Source organism: Prevotella sp., from assembly GCF_051059605.1.
GTDB lineage: Bacteria > Bacteroidota > Bacteroidia > Bacteroidales > Bacteroidaceae > Prevotella.
Map to the genome: position 1 here is coordinate 2,161,145 of NZ_CP050883.1, position 25,391 is coordinate 2,186,535.

The window sequence follows — 25,391 nt, forward strand, 5'->3', positions numbered from 1 at the left end:
TATACAATATCTACATATCTATTTTATATTAACAATTATCTTTCTTAAATCATTATCAGCGCTCGACTTACCTACCATAACTTCATACTTACCTGGAAGTACACGCATAGTATTCGTTGAAGAATCCCATACTTCAAATCTTTCACGAGGCATATCAATTGCTACCAAGGTATGCTTTCCAGACTTAATATTCACACGTTTGAAAGCCTTAAGGGTTTTCAAAGGTCCATCGATATCTGCTATACGACGTATATAGATCTGAACTATTTCATCTCCGTCATATTTACCATTATTAGCCACATCTACATATAATTTACTTTTATCATATTTAGGTTTACCAAAGGAAAACAACGAATATCCCAACCCATACCCAAAAGGAAATAAAGGACTTCCCTTAAAATATCTATATGTACGTCCCTTCATCTTATAATCTAGAAAATCAGGAAGTTGAGATACATTTCTATAAAATGTCACTGGTAATTTTCCTGAAGGATTGACATCTCCAAAAAGCACATCGGCAACCGCCTTCCCTCCTTGTTCCCCAGGATACCATGCCTGCAAAATGGCATCAGCATTATTGCTTTCTGGTTCCAAACCAACAGCACCACCAGAACAGTTTACAAATACAACTTTTTTACCTGCATTATGCAATGCTGTTATAACATCACGCTGGGGTTGCGGTAACTCTATATCTGTACGGTCGCCACCATTAAATCCAGGTTCACTAACTTTCATTTCCTCTCCTTCCAAATATGGAGATATTCCACCTACAAAAACTACAACATCAGCATTATTCGCTTGTGCTATAACATCATTAACATTGCTTACAGCGCGATGATTAATATCGAAATTAATCACAGCCATATCAGTATTTTGTAAATATTCGACAACAATATGATATTTTTCACCCATTTTGGCTTTTAATTTATAATTGCCTTTCCACACGCGCGCACGAGGTTTCCAATATTCGTAAACTGTATCCCCATTAATAATCAAGCGCGCACAATCATCAAAAGCCAAATTAAATTCGACTTCTTCACTATGACGAGGAATATAAGTTCCCTCAAAACGAGCAGAAAAATGTTCAAGATTCACATTAGGACAGAATACCGTATTACCTCCATTACTAAGATTTATTCCAGACGACATACTAGCTATCGCTACTGGGACACCACTCATATCTGTATTATTCCAATAAGTAGCTGTCATTCCCTGATTACCATTAGCATCTATGATTTCATCAAATCTACTCTCAAGAACTTCATTACGTGTAAGACCACATGCTTTGATATACTTTACATTTCCTATTTTTTCACGTATTCCTTCAAGTATTGTGGTTGTCTCTGTTGGGTAACCTGTATAATTTCCCCATTGCATTATGCTGTCATTAGCATTTGGTCCCATTACGACTATTCGCTGCCCTGTCTTTTTTAATGGAAGGATATCGTCTTTGTTCTGCAATAATGTCATACTCTCCTGAGCCATTTGATAAGCCAGCTGCTTGTGCTCTTTATTAGCTATTACAGTTTCGGGAATACGTGTCCAGTTAACTAAAGTATCAGGATCAAGATCTCCAACATTAATACGCTCTATAATAAGACGGCGAATACTTTCATCAACTTTATTCTCTGAAATAAGTCCAGAATTGATTGCCTTAGGAATAGATGTATAATTTGCACCGCATTCAACATCAGTTCCTGCTATTACAGCCTTTGCAGATGCACTTGGCGCATCAGCAGAGACCTCATGCCTGCCTTTAATCCAAAAATCACCAATAGCACCACAATCACTAACAACTAATCCTTTAAAATTCCATTCATTCCTTAATATCTGCTGTAAAAGGCGATTGTTTCCACAACATGGAGCCCCATCGAAACGCTGATAAGCGCACATAACTTCACGTACATCGCCATCTTCTACTAGAGATTTAAACGCAGGAAGATAAGTCTCCCACAAATCACGTGCAGGAAGATTTTCTATATTAAACGTATGTCGATTCCATTCCGGACCAGAATGAACCGCAAAGTGCTTAGCACAAGCAAGTACTTTGTAATATTTTGAAGACTTCTCCCAACCGTGTCCAGAAGCAGCAGGTACAAATCCCTGCAATCCGCGTACAACAGCAAGTCCCATTTGCGAAGTGAGATATGGATCTTCACCATAAGTCTCCTGACCTCTTCCCCATCGCGGATCACGGAATATATTTATATTGGGAGTCCAAAAAGACAATCCTTGATAACGTCCTATATTTCCAGTCTTCTTCGCCAAATTATTTTTAGCACGGGCTTCGTCACTAACAGCACAGAACACTCTATACAACAATATGTCATCCCATGATGCAGCCATAGCTGTTGTTATTGGAAATACTGTTGCAAAACCATTTCTACCTACACCATGCAAAGCTTCACTCCACCATTCAAACGAGGGGATTCCAAGTCTTTGTATTGGAGCAGAGCCATTCATCATAAGACTTGTCTTTTCTGCTAAAGAAAGTCTATTGCACAGATCTTCTGCTCTCTGATCTGCTGACAGTTTAATATCCTGATATGGATATTGCTGGGCACAAACGGGTACGCAACATGCTATTAATACCGCAATAAGAAAGTTTCGTTTGTTCATGATTTTTATCGTTATGAGGTTATATTTATATTACATCTCTCTTTAGTAATCAGTTTAAGTTTGAAACAGCATGATTTGCCATCACTAACATTATCAGCAACAAGCTTTATAGAAGTCCCTTCTGTCTCCCATTGTGCAATAGTATAAGAAGCGGTACGGAAGTATATATCAGAATCATTCGAATTGAAATTCTGTTGTTTTGGAGCACCATAAGTAGTGCTTATTATATTAATAAGGTGCTCTATCTTTTTGTTATTACGTCCGATTTTCTTTGTTCTATAAAATCTAACACTATCATCACTGTTTATATTAAATGGGGCAAAAACAATACTAAGTTTTATTAATCTGCCTTTATTATTGAAACTAGCCTTCAGCGGATCTTTTTCAAGTTGCATATCTCCATATATAGGAACGTTTTCAGGAGAGATAATTTTCAACCATTCATCAGAAGCCGATTTATAGGCATTTTGGTCTATTCCCCAGTCAATATTGCCTAAGGCTCTGTTTTTACATTTGGAAGTATCCTCATGACACGCACATATTAAAAACGTAAAAACTACAAGAGATATGTATATAAGTCTTTTCATTTTATATTTATTTTATAAAAGGAGCGGACAATAAAGTCCGCCCCCCTAATCTATTAGACATGTATGATCCTACATTAGTAACATTATTTTTTCCAAGTAGATGCACCTATACCTAATTTATATATATTACAATTCTTTACTGTCTCGGTGTTCTTATAATAAAGGCCCGTATAACTGTCATGATGATGACGCTTTATAGCTTCTCCCTGCTCATAATTATGAGGATTAGGATCATTCATAAGATCAGTGGCAGATATATTATCAGGAGTTACTACCGCAGCACCAACACCACTAATAATCATTTCAGGCCATTTACCAGCAGAGTTATTTTTCGCATTGAATGCGCCAGAAGTAAACACCTGACCTGATGTAAGATTATCATTTGTAGACCAGTTATTTGATATATCAAAGACAACAATACCAGAACCATTTATTGTACGGACATCCATACCACCTTGGAAAATATTACGGGTATCATTAGCATCTTTGGTAAGTATAAATAAATTATTCTTTACCGTAATTTTTGAACCACCAGGCAAATAACGTAAATCAAACAACTGACGTCCGGTAGAACGTGTACTAAAGTTCACAAAGGTATTGTTCTCCAAAGTTATATTATATGCTACATCAGTACCCCAATCTAGACTTTTATTTCCATCATTAAACAACGAAGCTCGTGGGCTATCATAGAATGTGTTACCACGGAATACCATATCCTTAAAGATATTACTTTTTGACTGTTTTCCATCACCAGCAACCCATGGATAACCACCACCGCCATTGTCATAATAACCACAGTTCATAAAATTACAGTCTTGAACAAGTACATGTTCAAACTTTTTGATCTTAGTTCCCTGCACACGTATAAAGCCACGAATCATATTCTGGAAGTTACATCTCAGGACTTCAAAAGACTGGAGCGTTACTGCCATTCCATTAGAATACATATTTATGAAATAGTTTCCTGTTCCAGGTGAAGTTCCATTGAATGCTTCTGCAAGAGGACAGTCAAAATCTATATCCTCAAACGTAAGTGACTTTACGAACAAAGTAAAGCTTTCTCCACTCTGAGGCTGACGGCCAAACATGAAATTGTTTGATTTTACAGTATTGCCTTCTTTCCATAAACCACCCATGCAAACTTTAGCATGTCCTTTACCAGCAGCCAAATCTTCAGGCCGAGTATGAAGAGTAAATCCCTTAGACAAACTCATATTATTCTTAAAATAATATGTTTTTCCACCTTCAAGTTCAAAAACAGTGCCCTCAGCCAGTTTATTATTCTTCACATAATCAGAGAATACCTCGTCAAGACGCATTGCTTGATAACTAGAAATATCAACTAAAGTCTTACCATCACTCAAAGTATCATTAGGCGTAACCTCATGCTTAATAAGAACTGGGGCACCGACATCACCATCAGTACGTACAGAAAGAGTATTATACACAGCATCAACATGTATAGGAACATTGATATTCTCCACGTTTATTATATATACACTACTCTCAGCAAGTCCATCAATATCAATATATCCACGACTGAAGTCTTCTTCTGTCAACTGATGATTTGCCCACTGCGCAGGTACGGCGGCGGCAGGATTCTCAGAAGAAGCTGTAACAGATAATTTCTGCATTACAAACTTTCCATCCTTAATTTCAAAGTTCTTTTCAAACTGATTATCATAATTTTCTGTCCAATTTCCTACAGCATTAGCATAAGATGGGTCGATATAAACCCTTACAGAAGTCTTTGTAGGCGCACTTTGTGTGATGACCTCAGGAACAGGATATCTGTTACCTGTTGTAAGACCGCAATATTCAGCCCATTGACGTCCATTTCCATAACCATACCATTTAGAATGATACCCCTCTCCCTTTTTTGAAAGAGTACGGATAGCGAACCTATAATCAGTAGAATACTCAAGATTGTTCAATATAATATCTAGTTTGTCAGGACCTAAAATTGTATCCAATATTATATTGTTAGGATTTTCCCAATCTGTAGTTAGCCCAGAAGACACATTTGGCTGCAAAGCTACCTTTAATTCATATCCAGCACAGTCGTTGACACCATACCAATATAAATGTACACTGTTCTGATGATTATTAACCGTAATTACTTGGCAGCGATAAGGATCACTATCTCCTCTCCCCGTATTATCATCCATACGGAACATCGTCATGAACTCACGGTCTACTCCGTCAGCAATATTGTCATCATCCTTACAAGAAGAAAACAATAATGCAGACAGCAACATCATAGTAAATAATATATATTTCTTCATAATTGTGTTCTGTTTAAATAATTAGTTGGCATATCCATAATAGTTCTTATATACTCCAGCACTACGCAGGATAGCATTATTAGGATATGGTAGGATATAACGTACAACAGGAAGTTTGTCTGCAGTGATATGTGATGTGACTTCACCTATAGGATAAGGAGTTCCATTATTATCAACAAGATAAACCATACCAGTATTATCACCTCGCATAAAGCCATAAAGTGAATACAAACATTGTGCTGTTGGCGAACCTGTACCATCATTCCACCAACCAAAATTACCCTGTGTAGTCTGCCATTGGTATTCAGGATTTGTTATAGTTCCATTATCTGGGACTTTAGATTCCTGAGAATATGGATTTGAAATCTCTAAAATTTCCATGGATGTATTTGGAAATATATCAATATTCTTAGGATTTGCTATTCTTCGCCAATGAATATCAAAAGGCAGATTATCATAACGACCATCTGCAAAACCATCATATTCTGTCACGGCATCAAGATATTGTGAAGAACCACCCGCATTCTGACCTACTCCATAGTAACGAAGGAATGTATAAAACAACACTTCGGAATACTTGTTGTTTCTTACAAGATCTTTCCAACGCATATTCTCTCCAGCAAATTCAAATTTACGTTCATCAAGTACGGCATTAAGGAACTTTTCTTTACTTGAACTTACTAAAGAAATGTAACTGTCTACTTTTACACCCCAGTCTGACGGAGCAAAAGCACGCTTACGTACTATTTTCAAGGCATTCTTAGCAGCTTCTGTAGGACCATTATTAAGTTCATTTTCAGCCTCAGCAAACATCAGTAATACATCAGTATAACGCAAATACGGATAATTTATACCAGTATTTCCTGTACTATTGTTCTCAAAAGAGCCATTTGTAGACCACAGTTTTGACCACTTATTATTAAATAATGTATAATTGGCTCGCATGCTAGGAACACATATTGTATCACCTTGATTATTATAGCCCCACATACCGACGACATAATTACGACGCAAATCCTTTTCATCAAATGTATATCCATAGAAAGTACTAATCTGGGCACTTCCTTTACATTCCCCCCATGTATTGGCGCCGATAGAAACACCAGAACTCAATGATGTTGACGGACCTTGAATATAACCAATATTACCAGAGGTTTTCTTTGCGAAAGGAATCTCAAATATAGGATCGTCAGAATTATCCACTATAAAATTACACTCATCAATAAATACATTTCTATATGATTTATTAAGTGAATGTGTACCAGAAAGTATCACTGAATCAGCATAATTGCGAGCTATCTGATAAAATTCCTTATAATTAGCCGGGCGCTCCATAGTACCACGACTTGAAGGATTTTGTTTATCCGGACGCAAAGAGTAGCCACCAGCAGAAAGAGCCATTCGGGAAATCATGGCCCAGCATGCTTCCTTTGAAATACGCTCTATACCATTAGTATTTGATTTTGCATAGTGCATGTAAGGAGCTATAGCACGTAAATCATTTATAAGAGTCATTCGTATTGAATCACGACTTACGATAGGGGTAATGATATCACTTTTCTCTGATGTAGGAGTAAAAGTGAAAGGCACATCTCCCCATAAATCAATAATGTCATTATAGAACATGGCTCTTATCACTTTAGCCTCACCTATCATTTGCTTACAAACAGCATTGCCACTCATATAAAGATCACTCCTTTCCAACTGCCAAATAAAGTTGTTGGCGTATTCTATACCTTCATACGCAGAATTCCAAGTACTTTTAAGTTGCCCTGCATCACTAGTACACTCAAAACGTGCAAAACCATTGCTTGTTGGTGCTTCACTGGAATTGGTAATATAGTCAACATCACTGTTCATACACAAATCCTTAAGATATTTCTCTCCATACGTATTACCATCAAGAAGTTGTGCATACACACCATTCAAGGCACGGTTTACTTCTGTTTCAGAAGAGAATACGTATTTATCATCATACTTTGACGGAGTATCAACATCAAGGTAGTCATTACATGATGTGAAAGCTGTCAACGCCAAACTTATTATTAATATATATTTTAGTTTCATAAATCTTCTATATTTGATATTAGAAATTCAGATTTAAACCGAATACAAAGCTACGACTACGCGGATAGCGATTAATATCCATGCCTGAGCATAGACCTGTTTGTATATCAACTTCTGGATCATAACCGGAATAGCTTGTAATAATAAAGAGATTTGATGCACTTACATATAAACGTAGCTTAGATATTCCCCAGTGTTGCGTCATCTTTGCAGGAAGAGTATATCCCAAAGTGACATCCTGTAAACGGAGAAATGAACCATTCTCTACGAAATAAGAATGAAGCACGTTATTCGTTACATCTGCAGGGTTCCACAGTGTCTTACCCGAATTCATGGACACATATTCATCCACAGCACCGCTTAGATAATAATTCTTATATAAATTTTCACCGTCTGACTGACGCGTATATCTCCAACGATCAGTAAAGCGAGCAAGTATATTGTTGAATGTAGAACTACTTGATGAAGCAGATGATAAGTTATATGCTGTTGCATTTACTATATCAAAGTCCAGCATATAATTAAAATTGGCAGTAAAGTCAAATCCTTTATATTGGGCACTAAGTCCAAAACCACCCTGATATCTTGGTATTGTATGACCTATCTTTGTTTTATCTTTTTCTGTGATTTTTCCATCACCGTCAAGATCCTTAAACTTAATCTTTCCAGGCAATGTAGCAGTACCACTCTGACTATCATTGAAAATACCATCCATTATCACAGTTCCTTTCTTTGGTACTGCCAGGAAATTCTGATTAGGATCAAAATCAAACTCGTCTGCTGAATAAAGACCATCATATACATATCCATATAATAATCCGACTTCCTCGCCTACTTTTATGCAGTAGTCATTGGTTGACACTGAATTTGAAGAAGACCATCGGTTATTGTTGTCCCAGATGATATTATCGGTTTCATTAAGTTTATCAACCTTAAATTTATTATAACCGAATGTCATATTGGCACTCAATACATAATCAGAACCGCGAAGGATATCATAGTTTACTGAAAGTTCAGCACCACGGTTGGAAACCTTACCTATATTTCTCATCTGAGTAGTATAACCTGATGTTGTTGGGACATCTGAAAGATAAAGGAGGTCTTTTGTTGTGTTCCAATAGAATTCTGGAGTAATATTCAGTCTACCGTCAAACATAGATATGTCTGCAGCAAGATTTCGTTTTATATTGGTTTCCCATTTTATCTTTTCGTTTGTAAACTTGTTGCCGTTTCCGAAACTGTAATACTGTTCACCATTAGGTGTTGTTTCACCAAAACCAGGACCACCGCTTGTACTAACCGAATATAGGTAACGCCACATATCATTATCAATGCGGTTATTACCTGTCAGTCCCCAGGAAGCACGTATTTTTAACAGATTCAGCCATTTCACATTCTTCATCCAAGGTTCCTCTGTAATGCTCCAAGCAGCAGACAATGAAGGGAAATACCCCCACTGATTACCCGGAGCAAATTTTGTTGAACCATCGGCACGCATTGTAGCAGCAGCAAGATAACGATGTTTGTAGTTCCAACTAAGCTGACCAAAAAACGAAGCTTGACGAATAGGGGTTGTCAGTTCTGAAGTTGAAGAGTAAGGAGTTCCTAGAGTCATATTGTTAAGAGCCTTGTCACTGCTTATCTCACGAGGGAAATAGCGATTTGCCTGATATGTAGTTTTTGTCTGATCACTCTGAATTTCAGAACCAAGCAACGCACTGAAGTTATGGTCATTATTAAGTGTAAAGTTATAATTGGCTGTATTTGTCCAAGTATATGCCTCACGATGAGTATTTGTTATCTGAGCGACAGGCAACTTATTATTGGCCGTTCCCATTTTTGTCAATGGACCATAGAAGCGATTCTGATCAGTGAAATACATTCGATAAGAAAAGTTAGTTTCTAAAACAAGTCCTTTTATTGGTCTCCATTCCAATGCAGCCTGATTGATAATGTCATAACTATGTTTTTTCTGAGTGTTGGTTTGAATATCGTTCTTAGGATTTGTGTATTGGAAGTTGGCTTCTTCATCAGGATCAACTGTTGAAGGATCCCAAAAAGCAAATTCGCGCAAACCATTTGTAGGTCTATACTGCAATGCGTCAATAATACCACCAGAACCTATAGACTCACCTCCTGCACCAGTATCACGACGATAAGAAAATTTTGGATTAAGTCTTAATGTCAGTTTATCTGATAATAGTGCCTCAAACTTGATATTAAGGTTGGTACGGCGAACACTTGATCCCATTATAATACCATTGTCCTCACTATTTGTTAGCGATGTGTTAAAATGCAATTTTTCAGAACCGCCGCCAATGTTTACATTCGTAGAGTAACTTACAGGAGTATCTCCCATAACTTCATCTTGCCAGTCATGTGTCGTGGCTGTCTGATAGATATCAAGATCGTTTGGATTACCAAAGTTTGCACGAAAGTATTTAGCTGCATTACTTCTTGTACTTCCTGCAGCCGCACGGTCCCAAGAATAGTCAGCAAATTCAGCGGCGTTCATAAGATCAAGTTTCTTTGCTAAGTGACTGATAGACATATTGGCATTAAATCCAACTGTAATTTTACCCGATCCTGCACTTTTTGTTGTAACAACAATAACGCCATTACCGCCTTTAGCTCCATAGATAGCCGTAAGTGAAGCATCTTTCAATACATCAATAGATGCTATATCCGAAGGTGGGATATCATTGATATTAGGAGCTTCAAAACCATCAACAATATAAAGAGGTTCATTACTCTGAGTTACAGAACCAGTACCACGCACACGAATATTAACATCAGCGCCAGGTTGACCATCAACTGTAGTAACCTGCACACCAGCAATTTTTCCTTGAAGTGCCACAGCTGCAGAAGTAACAGGAACAACAGCCAACTTACTACCCGATATAGAACCAACCGACCCAGTAAGATCCTTACGAGCTTTACTTGTATAGCCCAATACCACAACCTCGTTTAATTCACCCGAATTTTCCTTTAACACAACATGCTGTCCTTCCCCAAGACCAATTTCCTGAGGAATCATTCCCAAATAAGAAATAACAGCTTTTTTACCAGATTTTAGTTGCAAAGTAAAATTACCGTCCAAATCAGTAACCGTTCCGTTTCTAGTGTTGCCCTTTTCAACAACAGAAGCTCCGATTATCGGTTCACCGTCTTGGTCGACAACATTTCCTTTTACTGTCTGAGCTTGTAATGCGGTCACCATCATTGCAAAGACAAATAAAAAGATAATTCTGAAGAGTTTTGTTTTTCCAGACATAGTTTTTAATTTATTGTTACACATTAAGTATTATATTATTTTCAGTTTTATCATTTTTTATCAAATCATAACCTTCTCGATATCACATCGAGAAGGATGAAAAGTGAATTTTTAATAATCTACTAACCATAGCTATCACGAGTTACAGTCTGCATATATCTAATATATTCTAAAATAATAGTTGTCATTTGGCTTAGATTATTAACAAACGTTTTATTGAATGCAAATATAGTTTAATGTTTATTATAAGTCAACCCTTAAAGTACACCAAATCAGTTATCTAACAAATATCAAACCCTTTCTGTCAATTCTCAAACCATTACTTATCAGGGCTCAGTTCATATACTTGAGAATTTAATAATTCCAGACATAGTTTTTAGCAACTTAAAAAGAGGAAGCATCTTGCATCACCCTCTAGATGTTGCCTTGAACCCATAGAGCTTTAGTTTTATTAATAAAGTTTTATGCTGCAAACAGATAAATTACATTTCTCTTAAGTTATGTTTGTCCACAAAATCCATCTTATTATTAATTTATTGCCTTAGAAGAAATGTTCGTTGAGTCTATAATATAGGTTTAACTTAACAAGTGGCGCTTTTTGCTATATAAAGTGCAAATTAGAGAAATTCTATATAAATTTATCAAAATGCATCACATGATCCTCTCCAATATACTTCTTTTCATCTGTCAAATTATGAAACCAAATGAATGATGACTATCAAAAATATTTTTTGATTTTTGATTTTTTAATGCCGTTTCCTACATGATTTTCCCAAACGTATTGTTATACAACATGTTAGCTAATGTAGGAGAGTCCGTTCTTATACATTTTAGGGAGTGATTAGGCCCTAATCACTCTGTTGTCCTACATGCTTTGCAGAGTGATTAGGGCCTAATCACTCAATGACGCACCGAAAAAGGTGATTTTATATTTGCTGTGCTTCATGCATTTTGACTATAATAGGAATTGATTATAAATATTCATAGTTGTATTTACTGAATCACGATACATTTTTTAAAGTTGATACTGATTATCATTATCGTTCTGGAAATCCCGTACGGAAAAAGTTGACATATCGAAATGTTTTATAAACCAGTTTCATTTACAAAGAGAAATGAGATTTCTATATTCACAATTTAAAGAAAGACATCATGGTGATTTGCTTTACTGATGAAAACATCACCTTATGGTCCAGCCTAAAAAGCTACTTTTGCATTGCGATTGGATCAATACCCACCGTTTTATGAAGAAATACGCGCTCATAATGTAGGAATCATGTAGGAAAGATGTAGGAAAAGGCACTAATATACATGGGTTAACATATTGATTAGTAATCATTTAAGTCAAAAATGTATATAATGTAGGTTTGTTTTATGTTTTTTTTGAGATTCTTCATTTATTTAGGGGAGATATTCTCGGTAAATGGTCTTTGATCTTAGTAATTTTAGTGCTTGTTCTATTAAACTTATTTTTTTAATACCTTAATTTTTATTGACAATTCTATTTAAACACTGTATGCCCAGACTTATGAAGTGAGCCTTTATTAACCATAGAGTTCTATAGATATGAAAAAACATATTATATTCATAGTATTCTTAGCAACTTTAAGTAAACTTTATTTTAAGAAAAAGGTAAATAAGCTTTCATTTATTTAAAAAAAGCATTAACTTAGCGGCGTTAAACTTGTATATAAATAATAATATTATGGCACAGAAAAAAGAAATTGATGCATACCGTATGGCTGTTTTGAAAGTTATGCTGGAAGCAAAAAAAGAAAACGGAGAACCTCGGTTTGATGAAGAAGAAGCAAAAAGTACATTAGACATTCTATCAGATGCTGATATTGAATTTGGAATGCCTTTTAATACTCCACAAGAAACTGCAAAAATGTTGATGGAGGATTAATAATAGGCAAAAAAAAATCGGTGAAGATTTCTCTCCCCGACCACTGGTGGGCCGCCAATCGGCGCCACCGTCATTCTGTAACTAACAATCTTTAAACCTAAAACTAATAACTAAAAACCTAAAACTTTAATCCTTGTTACCTTTAACAATCTTCCTTTTTACCTTTCACTAATACCGTTTATCCTTATTGCAATCTTGCTTTTTACCTTTACTAATACCTTTATACCCTATGAATCAATCTAAGTACCTTATTACCTATTTGTCTTTTGACAATGCAAAGATAGACAATATTGTATTACGTGCAATAGAAAAGCATGTTTTTTAGCAAAAATACAATGTATTTTTGATATAAATCAAGTATGTGCCCGCACACAACGTGTTTTATAGCACAAATTACTGTTTATTTGTTCATTTTCCCTTTTAAGATTCTGCTATGACTATTATCAATTTCTATTCATTAAATATGATACAGAAATATTATTTAACGAAGAACCCTAAAAAGCAATATACTTTTGCAACTGCAAATGATAACAATAAAATATGCATATTAATTACTTTGTATGAATTTAATTTATTAGCTATATAAATAAAGATATAGCAGAATGTCTTTAACAGGTTGCTTATATAGAAATATGTATACAGAATTAGATATTCTATAGACCATACAAATGACTAAAAATGGATAATAAGCGTGACATTTATACCATTATATATATTTTAATTTTTTTTATTTGTCGATGCTAGGTATTTTCGTTATATTTGCATAAATATTTCAAAACAACCGTTTAAATAAGATAATTAACCTATCAACATGAACAAGAAAACAATTTTAGCTTGTCTTGCATATTCGGCATGTGTAACTGTGGCGTTAGCACAACAGCCTACTTATACGGAATGGCATGATATGGAAGTAAATGAAGTGAATAGATTCAAACTTCATACAAACTTTTTTGCCTACAATTCTGTCGAAGAGGCTCAAAAAGGCAACATGTATCAATCAACCAACTATCTTTCTCTCGAAGGTAAATGGAAATTCAACTGGGTTGAGAATGCCGACCAAAGACCAACAGACTTTTTCAAGGCTGATTTTAATGATTCTTCTTGGGGAGACATGATTGTTCCAGGTATATGGGAAGTCAACGGTTTTGGCGATCCTGAATATGTTAACAATGGCTTTGCTTGGCGTGGACATTTTCAAGATAACCCTCCACAGATTCCAACAAAGGATAATCATGTAGGAAGTTATCGACGCATTATCAACATTCCAGACAATTGGAATGGCAAACAAGTTATTGCACATTTCGGTTCTGTCACATCAAACATGTATCTATGGGTTAACGGTAGCTATGTTGGCTATACGGAAGACAGCAAAGTTGCTGCAGAATTTGACATAACTAAATATCTGAAGAAAGGTACAAATCTTATTTCATTCCAAACATTCAGATGGAGTGATGGTTCATATTGTGAAGATCAGGACTTCTGGCGTCTTTCTGGTGTAGCAAGAGAGTGCTATTTATATGCACGTGACAATAAAGTTCATGTTGAAGATATGCATATTACTCCTAATCTTACCAACAATTATGAAGACGGAGAGGCTTTGGTTAAGGTTAATGCCAAGGGGAATCCTATCATTGACTTCGAAATATTTAATGCTAATGGCATAAGCGTTCTTAAAACTGAATCAAATTTTAAGAACCGCAACATTGGAAGTGCTAGATTTATGCTTCGCAACGTAAAGAGATGGACTGCAGAGACACCTTATTTATATACATTGGTCGCAACTGTTATGGACAGGAAGAAGAATGTTAAGGAAGTCATTAAGCAGAACATAGGTTTCCGCAAAGTTGAGATTAAAGGTAGCCAGTTGCTTGTAAACGGTAAGCCTGTACTTATAAAAGGTGCAAACCGACATGAAATGGATCCAGACGGAGGTTATAATCTAAGTCTTGAAAGAATGATTCAAGATATAAAGATTATGAAGCGTCTAAATATAAACGCTGTGCGTACATGTCACTATCCAGATGATCCTCGCTGGTATGATCTTTGCGACAAATATGGACTTTACATAGTTGCAGAGGCTAATCAAGAAAGTCATGGGTTTGGATATCATCCTGATGCTGTTTCTGGAACTCCACTATTTGCGAAACAAATTATGGAACGTAATCAGCATAATGTTTCTATGCAATACAATCATCCTAGCATTATTGTTTGGAGTCTTGGAAACGAGACTAAGAACAGTAAGAATTTTGTTGATGCATATAAATGGATAAAGAATTTTGACCAGAGTCGTCCTGTACAATTTGAGCAGGCTGGAAAGACTGGAGAGAATACAGATATTTTCTGCCCAATGTATTATTCCGTAAGTGATTGCGAGAAATACTCAAAGGACACTACATACACTCGCCCACTAATACAATGTGAATATAATCACACAATGGGTAATTCTGGAGGAAATCTTGCTGAATACTGGCAGTTAATCCGCAAGTATCCTAAGTTCCAAGGTGGTTTCGATTGGGACTTTGTTGATCAGGGATTACATCGCAAACTCGATTACAAGGCTGACCGTACTCTTGCAGATTATGAGAATATGACTGCTAACTGGTCTAAAGAAACAGAATATACTTATGGTGGCGACTATAATAAATATGATCCATCAGATAATAATTTTAACTGTAACGGTATAATTGGTCCAGATCGTCAGCTAAATCCTCACGCTTACGAACTAGCATATCAGTACCAAGACATTTGGGCTAACCCAGTTGACTTAATGAACGGTAAGATCAATGTTCATAATGAATATTTCTTCCGCGATCTTAGCAACTACAAAATGGTATGGACGCTGCTTAATGATGGTAAAACCGTAAGCAGTGGAGAAATTGACGACCTTGATGTTGCACCACAACAGACAAAAGAATATACTCTTCCATACAAGGCAGAAGGTAATGAACTTTATTTGAATATTGATTTCAAACTTAAGGAAGCAGAACCACTTCTTGACGCTAATCAGACAGTTGCTTATCAGCAATTATTGGTTAAGAAGTCTTCTGAAAATCTAAGCGTTGCTACATATTCAGGAAAAGGCAAAGTCAATGTTACAAATAAGAAAAACAGTCCTGTAATAACAGTAACGAATAACGATATTCAAATAGCTTTTGACAAGACTACCGGACTTCTTACCAAATACAATGTTAGTGGTACAGACTATCTTGGAGAAGGAGGAACCCTTAAGCCAAACTTCTGGCGCGCTGTAACTGATAATGATATGGGCGCCGACATGCAAAAGAAGTTCGCTTTATGGCATAATCCAAAGATGAATCTTGTATCTCTAAGCGCAAATGAAGTAAAGTCACAAAACAGTGGTAAGGTTGCAGAAATAGCTGCAGTCTATGATATGCCAGAGGTTAAGGCACAAGTCGAACTAAAATATGTTGTATATGCAGACGGAACAATAAACGTTAGCCAGAAGCTAAACACAACAAAGGGCGCTGAAATATCAGATATGTTCCGTTTCGGTATGGTAATGGAAATGCCATACGCTATGGACAACAGCACATATTATGGTCGTGGACCTATCGAAAACTACAAAGATCGCAAGGACTTTGCATGTGTAGGTATTTATTCACAGACAGCAGAGCAACAGTATTTCCCATATATCCGCCCTCAGGAGAATGGTACTAAGTCTGATGTTCGTAAGTGGATTCAGACAAATGATAAAGGTTTAGGACTGCGCATAAACAGCAATAATCTTTTCTATGCAAGTGCATTGCATTATGCTATAAACGATCTTGACGACGGCACAGAGAAAGACCAGCGTCACAGTCCAGACATACCTAAATCAAAATACACTAATCTTTGTATTGATGGCGACGAGATGGGTGTAGGAGGTACAAACAGTTGGGGTGCATGGCCACTTGAAAAATACCGCCTGCATTATCAGGATAGAGAATTCAACTTCTCTTTATCAGTTGTAAAATAATACAATTTAGTGTATCATAAATACAAATTATAAAATATCCACCTTATTATTATAGAAAGTCCACCTCTTCTGAGGTGGATTTTCGTATTTTTGCATCACTATTAATATATCTAAAAGCAATAAACCAAATTATGAGAAAAAACAGATTACTATCTACTATGCTTTTGTCGGCACTGGCTTCTATCAGTGTCAACGCACAGCATCAGTTCACAGTAAACACCAAGCCTGGTGCACCAGTTCAGTCAACAATGTACGGAATCTTCTTTGAAGATATAAATTTCGGTGCTGATGGCGGACTGTATTCCGAAATGGTAGAAAACCGTTCATTTGAATTTCCGGACCGACTTATGGGGTGGAATGTTTTTGGTAATGTCGCTGTTAACGACGTTAAGCCTGCATTTGACCGAAATCCTCATTATGTAACAGTGTCGCCTTCTGGTCATCGCGAGAAACAATCGGGATTGGAAAATCACGGCTTCTTCGGTATGGGCATAAAGGAAGGCATGAAATATGACTTTTCTATCTACGCACGCCTTAACCTTCTACAAGGCAAGAGTACTAAATTCCGTGTAGAACTTGTTGGTGAAGACGATGTGCCAATATGCCAAGACACAATTGTTGTGACCAACAATAAATGGCAAAAATATACAGCTACACTATCTTCAGACAAGACTATGGAGAAAGCTTTCATGAGAATTTTCCTTATGTCTGGAGAAAGCGTAGATTTGGATCATATCAGTTTAATGCCACAAGACAACTGGCATGGAATGCGTGCAGATCTCGTAAAAGATCTTGCCGACCTTCATCCAGGCATCTTCCGTTTCCCTGGTGGATGTATCGTTGAAGGTACTGACCTTGAAACTCGCTATCAATGGAAGAACACTGTAGGTGCTCCAGAAAACCGCCCACTTAATGAGAACCGCTGGAACTACACATTCCCTCATCGTCTGTATCCAAACTATTACCAGACTTTAGGACTTGGTTTCTACGAATTCTTCCTTCTTTCTGAGAAAATTGGTGCTCAGCCTCTACCTATTTTAAGCTGCGGACTCGCTTGTCAATACCAAAATAGCGACAACGATAAGAATGCCCACGTCGCTCTTGACAAGTTACAACCTTATATAGACGATGCCTTAGACCTTATTGAATTTGCCAACGGACCTATTACAAGCAAATGGGGAAAATTACGTGCAGATATGGGTCACCCAACTCCTTTCAATCTCAAACAGATTGGAATCGGAAACGAACAATGGGGAGCTATGTATCCAGAACGTCTGGAAATGTTCGTAAAACAAATTCGTGCCAAATATCCAAATATTAAGATCTGTGGTTCAGCCGGACCTTCAGCTAGTGGTAAGGAATTTGACTATGGCTGGGAACAAATGCGACGTTTAGGCGTGGACCTTGTTGACGAGCACTATTATATGAGCCCGGAATGGTTCCTTAAGAATGCCGGACGTTACGATAAATACAGCCGTAAGGGACCGAAAGTATTTGCTGGAGAATATGCGAGCCATGTTAAAGGACAAGGTGACAAGCCTACTGTTGCAATGAATAATTTTGAAGCAGCACTATCTGAAGCAGCATTCATGACAGGTCTTGAACGAAATGCAGATGTTGTACACCAAGCAACTTATGCTCCACTATTCGCACACGTAGAGGGGTGGCAATGGCGCCCAGACCTAATATGGTTTAACAATCTTGAAAGTGTACGTTCTGTAAACTGGTATGTACAAATGCTATACGGCACAAACAGAGGAACAAACGTTTTAAGCTTGCTTGAAGACGGCAAACCTATAGAAGGTGCTGACGGATTGTATGCAAGTGCTGTATATGATAAGGAAGCCAAAAATTATATCATAAAGATTGCAAATACAGGTGATGCAGACAAAGACATCAATATCACTTTCAATGGTATAAAGAACCTTGGTTCTGGCAAACTCATTACATTACACAGTAACGATCTACAGGCTACAAACACTTTGAGCAATAAAGAGAATGTAGTCCCACAGACTACAAATGTCGAAGCTAAAGGTAATACGCTGTCGGTAAAAATACCAGCAAAAACATTTGCTGTCTACCGATTCTAATCAAATGGATTGATATATATTAAACTTATAAAGAGATTTTGTTGCTAAATGATAAAATGTTTGGCTGTTTCATTGCTTTTTATTACTTTTGCACCCATAATAAGGTAAAAAGTATTGAAATGGATAAATTGCCAAATGACCCAATGATTCTCTTCAGCACATTAAACATGCTGTTGCGTGATGACTACACTTCTCTTGATGAACTGTGCGATGATATGAATGTAGACCGCACACATCTTGAAAATAAGTTGGCTTCTGTCGGCTTCGAGTATAGTAGGGAAAACAACAAATTCTGGTAAAGATATTATGTGAAGGACTCTCACGCATTGTGAGGGTCCTTTTTTTGATACTGCAAACTTAATCGAATTCAATTTGAATTAACAATAAAGAACTAAAGAACAATGGCAAACTTAAGATTTGAGGCTGTAGCTGGGGCCTTTAAGAAAAGACCACTCAACGTAGAAATACCTAAGAATAGACCTTCTGAGTATTTCGCTAAGTATGTGTTCAATCGTCAGAAGATGTACGAATATCTACCTGCCGACGTTTATGAAACGTTGATAGACGTGATTGACAACGGCTCACGGTTAGACCGCAGTATTGCAGATGCAGTAGCCAGCGGTATGAAGAAATGGGCAATGAAAAATGGAGTTACTCACTACACTCATTGGTTTCAGCCTCTTACAGAAGGTACAGCCGAGAAACATGATGCTTTCGTAGAGCATGATGGGAAAGGCGGAATGGTTGAAGATTTTTCAGGTAAGCTCCTTGTCCAGCAAGAACCTGATGCCAGCAGTTTTCCTAACGGTGGTATCAGAAACACTTTTGAAGCCCGTGGATATAGTGCATGGGATCCTACATCTCCTGTATTCATCATGGATGATACATTGTGTATACCAACTATATTTATTTCGTATACAGGTGAGGCTCTTGACTATAAGGCACCATTACTTCGCTCACTCCATGCTGTAAATATTGCGGCAACAGAGGTATGCCACTATTTCAATGAAGATGTTAAAAAGGTAAGTGCTAATCTCGGTTGGGAGCAGGAATACTTCCTTGTTGATGAAGATTTATACTCAGTTCGCCCAGACCTCATGCTCACAGGACGCACTCTTATGGGACATGATTCCGCTAAGGATCAACAGATGGACGACCATTACTTCGGAACTATTCCCGAGCGCGTGCAGGCTTTCATGAAAGACCTTGAAATTCAAGCTCTTGAACTTGGTATTCCATGCAAGACTCGCCACAACGAAGTTGCACCTGGACAATTTGAACTTGCTCCTATATTTGAGGAATGCAATCTTGCAGTAGACCACAATATGTTATTGATGAGTCTTATGAGAAAGATTGCTAACAAGCATGGCTTCAGAGTTTTACTACATGAAAAACCTTTTAACGGAATAAACGGTAGCGGAAAACACAACAACTGGAGTCTTACTACAGATACTGGTATTCTTTTACATAAGTCTGGAAAAACACCAGAGGATAATCTACGCTTTGTTGTTTTCATTGTCGAGACTCTTATGGGAGTATATCGTCACAACGGATTGCTTAAAGCTAGCGTAATGAGTGCTACAAACGATCATCGTCTAGGAGCTAACGAAGCACCACCAGCAATTATTTCCAGTTTCCTTGGTAAGCAACTTAGTGTGTTACTTGATCATATCGAGAAATCAGACAAGAACGATTTGTTCACTGTAGCAGGAAAGAAAGGAATGAAACTTGATATTCCAGAGATTCCTGAACTTATGATTGACAACACCGATCGTAACCGTACATCACCATTCGCTTTCACTGGCAATCGCTTTGAGTTCCGTGCTGTAGGTAGCGAAGCCAATTGCGCAAGTGCAATGATAGTATTGAATGCAGCTGTTGCCGAGGCTCTTACTCACTTCAAGGAGCGTGTAGATGCATTAATAGCAAAGGGAGAGGAAAAGAATTCTGCAATAGTAGATATTATTCGTGAAGACATAAAGGCAACAAAGGCTATACGTTTTGATGGCAACGGATATAGTGAGGAATGGAAAGTCGAGGCTGCAAAGCGTGGACTTGACTGCGAGGCTTCATGCCCAATTTGCTTCGATCGCTATCTTGACAACAAGAGTGTAAAGATGTTCGAAGACATGAATGTAATGAAGGACTATGAACTTAAAGCCCGCAACGAAGTGAAATGGGAGACTTATACCAAGAAGATTCAAATTGAGGCTCGCGTTCTGGGCGACCTAGTGATGAATCACATCGTACCAGTCGCCACTCATTATCAAAGTCAATTGGCTAATAACGTTCAAAGCATGTTTAATATCTTCGGCCGTGAAGAGGGACAAGTTCTCACAGCCCGCAATATTAAGATCATCAAAGAAATTGCTGAACGCACTCAAAAGATTGAAACAGGAGTTGAGGAACTTGTTGACGCACGTAGAAGTGCCAACAAGATTGACGATGCACGTGAACGTGCTATTGCATACCACGACTCTATTGCTACAAGAATGGAAGATATAAGATATCAGTGTGATAAGCTGGAGCTCATTGTTAGCGATGAACTTTGGACACTTCCTAAATATCGTGAACTTTTATTCATCAGATAATACTTAAGTATTTTAATAACTAAATATAAAAGTCCGGGAAGTGATAATCTCTCCGGACTTTTATTAGATTAATACATAGTAACTGCTTTAATATCAGAAAAAACAAAAACTATATTACTACTAGATATTATAGTTCTAAACATTCACTTTTCGATAGTCAGAAGGAGTCATTCCTACTTCTTTCTTAAAAATAGTACTGAAATACTTAGAATCACTAAAACCAACTTCGTATGCAATCTGAGAGAATGGATATGAAGAATTTACGATAAGTTGTTCGGCACGCTGAATGCGGACGTTACGCAAAAAATCTACAGGACGCATACCTACAATACTTTTTATTTTACCATAAAAAACTGTTCGTCCTAAGTTCACAGCTTCAGCCATATCCTCTATCTTGATATTAGGATTGCTGATATTTTCATCCAGATAAGCCATCAAATGTTTCATCATCTCATTATCAGCTTCTACAATTTGAGGTGCATCAAGTTCATATTTTGTTTTGATTTTTCCTTCATTACCATGAGGAAGATGCTCCAGATAGTTTTGTTGCAACATACGCCGTTGAGCGATAATATTATCAACACGAAGTTTCAGATAGTCTGCACTAAATGGTTTTGTGATATAATCATCCACCCCCTCTCTTAATCCTTGCAATCTGTCTTCAATTGAAGCCTTTGCCGACAACACAATTATAGGGATGTGGCAGATGTCAGTATTTTGTTTTATCTTGTGAACCATCAGAAGTCCGTTCATCACTGGCATCATGACATCTGTTATTATAAAGTCTGGCATTTCATTTTCTGCTTTTATCAACCCATCACTGCCATTACAAGCCTCTATGACATGATAGTTTTTATGCAAGATACCGACAAGAAATGAACGTAAGTCATCATTATCTTCCACTATCAGCAACTTCAGGATACCCTTAGAATTATTCCACTTTTCTGTACATTGTACTGTATTTGCGAAAACAGGAGCATTTTCGTCATCCACAAAGAAATTACTACTGCTATCATAATCAAGCATCTTGTTTACTAATTTCAGCATATTACGAGAATTACGTTGTATCATATTCAGATGCTTTTTAGCGAACTCAGTAATTCCATCCATTTCAAGGAGTTCAGTAGCGGGTCCACCTATAAGCGTCAATGGAGTACGGAGTTTATGACCAAGATCCGTGAAAAACTGCGTTTTCATTTCACTCATAAGTCTTTCCAAAGATGCATTTTTGCGCAAATTATATATGTACATTACCGCACATACTATTACCATAACAAAAATCAGTATAAGGAATTTCGCCCATATAGTTTCAGAGAATTCTGGATGAGCATATATATTCAACGCCTTAACATTATTCATCCACACCCCATCAGCATTGGTACTTTTCACCAATAAGCGATAATGTCCTGCAGGAAGTTGATTGAAAGATGCACTATGAGTAGCTTGCAGATATGTCCATTTTTTATCCTTACCTTCTATCATGTAGGCATAGCGTATTAAGTAATTATTGCTATAATCAAGAGCAGCAAAGCTTATTGTGACATTACGTTTATCGGCTGAAAGTTCTAATTGGCTACTACTTAATATAGGCTGCGGTTTTGCATCTTCCTGAAACTGAACACTCGTAAAGACAATATTTGGTTTATAGTTACTTCTCTTGAGTTTTTGAGGAAGGAATGTAATGACTCCACCCATACTACCCAGAAAAATACGATTGATCTGTAGATTGAATGCAGGACGTGATTCTGAAAATTCGACCTTGTTACCAAGATAGTTCGGACCATACTGACCAAATTTATGGTTATCAAGATTATACTCATCAATATTTGCTTCACGAACAATCCATAATTTATGATTGCGGTCTTCAATCATTGATTGTACTATTCCTTCGTCATTACTGAATCCATGAACTTCACGAAAGAGTATGTTGTCTTTTAAAAGATCTTTTGTAGAAGTATACTGTATACCTCCGCTTAATGTAGCTACAAATACACGTCCGTCATGGGTAAGGCATGTCTGCATAACATCTCCAGACAACAGCGATGTAGTATCATTCTGCACATGGGTGAAATGATGAAAACTTATTGTCGATGGGTCACGAAAGTTATCACGAAATGTGATCAAACCTCCTGTTGTTGACAACAACAAAACGCCATTGGAGGTACATTCTATACGACGCACTTTCGAACAAGTGCCAATAGGATAACTAGCGGGCTTTATAAATCTAAAACCTTTTTTCCCTCCAGTAGTAAGAAGTTGCACTCCTTGTCCATGCGTAGCGATCCATATATTACTGCGTGTATCCTCATTAATATCATAAATATCATTGCAGGCAAGAGACTCTACATCGTTTTCATTTTTCTCAAAATGATAAAATCGCCCATGGTCTATCATATAAAGTCCCCTCCCTTTTGTCCCTATCCACATGCGGTGTGACTTATCTTCATAAATGGAATATATCTTATCAGCCATATATGCAAACGACTTTTGCAATTTACCGCTTGAGTTGATATATCCTAAGATACTACCATTAGGATTGAATACCGCTACTACTCCATGACTATTTCCTACCCATAGTCTACCTTTGCTGTCGCAGAACAAAGCTCTGACTTCCTTATTCTGTTCTATTGGAACAACATTAAAATGACGATATTTAAAGTTTGCCAACATAAGGTCATGAGTACATGTAAACCACATATTACCCTGCCTATCTAGAAAATACATGTCCAAATTAGGCAAATTGGCATAATTAAAACCTTCTGACTGTAATTTATATGGATGTAACTTGCCTGTAGCCTCATCATAATAGCTGAATGTACCACCATTCGGAACTATCCACACCGTGCTGTTATTATCTTCATAAACAAATGGCATAGTACTGCCTGTATGAAAGTTTATTCCATTGCTCTCCGTATTCAACCATTGCTTTGTATTGTCTTTAGGATTAACAAGTATTGCTCCGACACTCCCAGTAATCGCCCATATCCTATTTTTATTGTCAGCAAACATATATTTCACATCAGAAGAGGGGGCTGCAGGATGTTGTACAGAAATTCTGCCGATTTTATGCGTAGTAGTGTTGTAATATATTATTCCGCTATTACTTCCTACGTATATAATGTCATGAATAGCTATCATGCAATTGATTTTTTTCACGTCAGCAGGAACCCACAGCATACGAAATGATCGTCTTTTAATATCATACATCCCCATTTTACCATCAATCGAGGTAAAAAAGACACCCATTCCCATCTGACACATGTATTCAAACTTCACTTTGACATAAAACTTTCCACCAATAAGATTTACACCTTTATTCGTAAACACCCATTCGCGTTTATCATCATCTAGTAAAACTTTATTTATAGTATAGCCTACCAAATGATTTTTAGCCGTTTTTGAATACAATTCAACACCTTCGCCATTAGCAACTAGTTTATTGTTTATTCTGAAATTTATGCCATCATTCTTATCACTTGCAGCCCAGGAATATCCGTTACTTAGTTGATAAACACGGCGTACTTTGAAATCTATATTAAATTTATCCTTTATTATCTTACTAACATTGATATATTTGTTTTCATGAGTATCAAATAAATAAAGTCTACTGTCAAAAGTACAGCACCATAAATCACCATTATTATTTGCTTCTATATTTCTAATTCTATTAGTTGTTAAGACTTGATCACCTCTCATTCTATCACGAAAAGTAGTAAATCTGTATCCGTCGTAACAGCACAGCCCGTTCCACGTAGCAAACCACATCAGTTCGTCACGAGTCTGTGTTATACCAGATATTATATTTGCAGCAAGTCCATCACGAATATTAAACTGTCTCACATCACAATATGGCTGAGAAAATAATGGGGTAAACCACACTACTACCAGTAGTGATACTATTATTCTATGTTTCATTAGATTATTATTTGACTTGTTTCTGCAAAGATAAGATAAATGAGTGTAAAAGCAAAGCAAAACCTGTTTTATGTTATTGCT

At 36.9% G+C, this 25,391-nt stretch carries 11 protein-coding genes; 5 read left to right on the top strand and 6 right to left on the bottom strand.

What is annotated here, in order from left to right; translation table 11 throughout:
- Nucleotides 1-18: 18 nt before the first annotated feature.
- From xyl3A to HEQ28_RS08475, 5 genes are all read right to left on the bottom strand, one after another.
- The gene (xyl3A, locus tag HEQ28_RS08455) at nucleotides 19-2,619 is read right to left on the bottom strand and encodes a xylan 1,4-beta-xylosidase (protein WP_434501824.1); all 2,601 of its coding nucleotides are present in this window, start codon (nucleotides 2,617-2,619) and stop codon (nucleotides 19-21) included.
- A gap of 11 nt (nucleotides 2,620-2,630) precedes the next feature.
- Entirely contained in the window at nucleotides 2,631-3,206 is a 576-nt protein-coding gene (locus HEQ28_RS08460; RefSeq protein WP_434501825.1) for a hypothetical protein, read from the bottom strand.
- An 83-nt stretch (nucleotides 3,207-3,289) separates the two neighbouring features.
- The gene (locus HEQ28_RS08465) at nucleotides 3,290-5,491 is read right to left on the bottom strand and encodes a hypothetical protein (protein ID WP_434501826.1); all 2,202 of its coding nucleotides are present in this window, start codon (nucleotides 5,489-5,491) and stop codon (nucleotides 3,290-3,292) included.
- Nucleotides 5,492-5,512: 21 nt separating this feature from the next.
- Nucleotides 5,513-7,558, bottom strand: coding sequence for a RagB/SusD family nutrient uptake outer membrane protein (locus tag HEQ28_RS08470; protein ID WP_434501827.1), 2,046 nt, complete (start codon nucleotides 7,556-7,558; stop codon nucleotides 5,513-5,515).
- A gap of 19 nt (nucleotides 7,559-7,577) precedes the next feature.
- On the bottom strand, nucleotides 7,578-10,832 hold the full coding sequence (locus tag HEQ28_RS08475; RefSeq protein ID WP_434501828.1) for a SusC/RagA family TonB-linked outer membrane protein: 3,255 nt from the start codon (nucleotides 10,830-10,832) through the stop codon (nucleotides 7,578-7,580).
- 1,705 nt (nucleotides 10,833-12,537) lie between these two features.
- Between HEQ28_RS08475 and HEQ28_RS08480 the strand changes: the two genes are divergently transcribed.
- From HEQ28_RS08480 to HEQ28_RS08500, 5 genes are all read left to right on the top strand, one after another.
- The gene (locus tag HEQ28_RS08480; protein ID WP_434501829.1) at nucleotides 12,538-12,738 is read left to right on the top strand and encodes a hypothetical protein; all 201 of its coding nucleotides are present in this window, start codon (nucleotides 12,538-12,540) and stop codon (nucleotides 12,736-12,738) included.
- A gap of 811 nt (nucleotides 12,739-13,549) precedes the next feature.
- A complete protein-coding gene (locus tag HEQ28_RS08485; RefSeq protein WP_434501830.1) occupies nucleotides 13,550-16,714 on the top strand; it encodes a glycoside hydrolase family 2 TIM barrel-domain containing protein in 3,165 nt (1,054 codons plus the stop codon).
- 131 nt (nucleotides 16,715-16,845) lie between these two features.
- A complete protein-coding gene (locus tag HEQ28_RS08490) occupies nucleotides 16,846-18,804 on the top strand; it encodes an alpha-L-arabinofuranosidase C-terminal domain-containing protein (protein WP_434501831.1) in 1,959 nt (652 codons plus the stop codon).
- 119 nt (nucleotides 18,805-18,923) lie between these two features.
- Nucleotides 18,924-19,103 carry a DUF4250 domain-containing protein gene (locus HEQ28_RS08495; RefSeq protein ID WP_018464245.1) on the top strand — a complete coding sequence of 60 codons (180 nt, stop codon included), beginning with the start codon at nucleotides 18,924-18,926 and terminating at the stop codon, nucleotides 19,101-19,103.
- 102 nt (nucleotides 19,104-19,205) lie between these two features.
- Nucleotides 19,206-21,395: a glutamine synthetase III family protein gene (locus tag HEQ28_RS08500; protein ID WP_434501832.1), complete on the top strand. Its 2,190-nt coding sequence runs from the start codon at nucleotides 19,206-19,208 to the stop codon at nucleotides 21,393-21,395.
- Between the two features lie 135 nt (nucleotides 21,396-21,530).
- On the opposite strand, the gene HEQ28_RS08505 is transcribed toward HEQ28_RS08500, so the two are convergent.
- Nucleotides 21,531-25,310 (bottom strand): two-component regulator propeller domain-containing protein, encoded by a 3,780-nt coding sequence (locus tag HEQ28_RS08505; protein WP_434501833.1) that lies wholly within the window; start codon nucleotides 25,308-25,310, stop codon nucleotides 21,531-21,533.
- Between the last annotated feature and the right edge of the window lie 81 nt (nucleotides 25,311-25,391).

What these genes read in the sequence shown, in the direction of transcription:
- HEQ28_RS08500 (WP_434501832.1), top strand. Translation starts at nt 19,206, where the DNA reads ATGGCAAACTTAAGATTTGAGGCTGTAGCTGGGGCCTTTAAGAAAAGA.
- xyl3A (WP_434501824.1), bottom strand. Translation starts at nt 2,619, where the DNA reads ATGAACAAACGAAACTTTCTTATTGCGGTATTAATAGCATGTTGCGTA.
- HEQ28_RS08485 (WP_434501830.1), top strand. Translation starts at nt 13,550, where the DNA reads ATGAACAAGAAAACAATTTTAGCTTGTCTTGCATATTCGGCATGTGTA.
- HEQ28_RS08470 (WP_434501827.1), bottom strand. Translation starts at nt 7,558, where the DNA reads ATGAAACTAAAATATATATTAATAATAAGTTTGGCGTTGACAGCTTTC.
- HEQ28_RS08495 (WP_018464245.1), top strand. Translation starts at nt 18,924, where the DNA reads ATGGATAAATTGCCAAATGACCCAATGATTCTCTTCAGCACATTAAAC.
- HEQ28_RS08480 (WP_434501829.1), top strand. Translation starts at nt 12,538, where the DNA reads ATGGCACAGAAAAAAGAAATTGATGCATACCGTATGGCTGTTTTGAAA.
- HEQ28_RS08465 (WP_434501826.1), bottom strand. Translation starts at nt 5,491, where the DNA reads ATGAAGAAATATATATTATTTACTATGATGTTGCTGTCTGCATTATTG.
- HEQ28_RS08505 (WP_434501833.1), bottom strand. Translation starts at nt 25,310, where the DNA reads ATGAAACATAGAATAATAGTATCACTACTGGTAGTAGTGTGGTTTACC.
- HEQ28_RS08460 (WP_434501825.1), bottom strand. Translation starts at nt 3,206, where the DNA reads ATGAAAAGACTTATATACATATCTCTTGTAGTTTTTACGTTTTTAATA.
- HEQ28_RS08475 (WP_434501828.1), bottom strand. Translation starts at nt 10,832, where the DNA reads ATGTCTGGAAAAACAAAACTCTTCAGAATTATCTTTTTATTTGTCTTT.
- HEQ28_RS08490 (WP_434501831.1), top strand. Translation starts at nt 16,846, where the DNA reads ATGAGAAAAAACAGATTACTATCTACTATGCTTTTGTCGGCACTGGCT.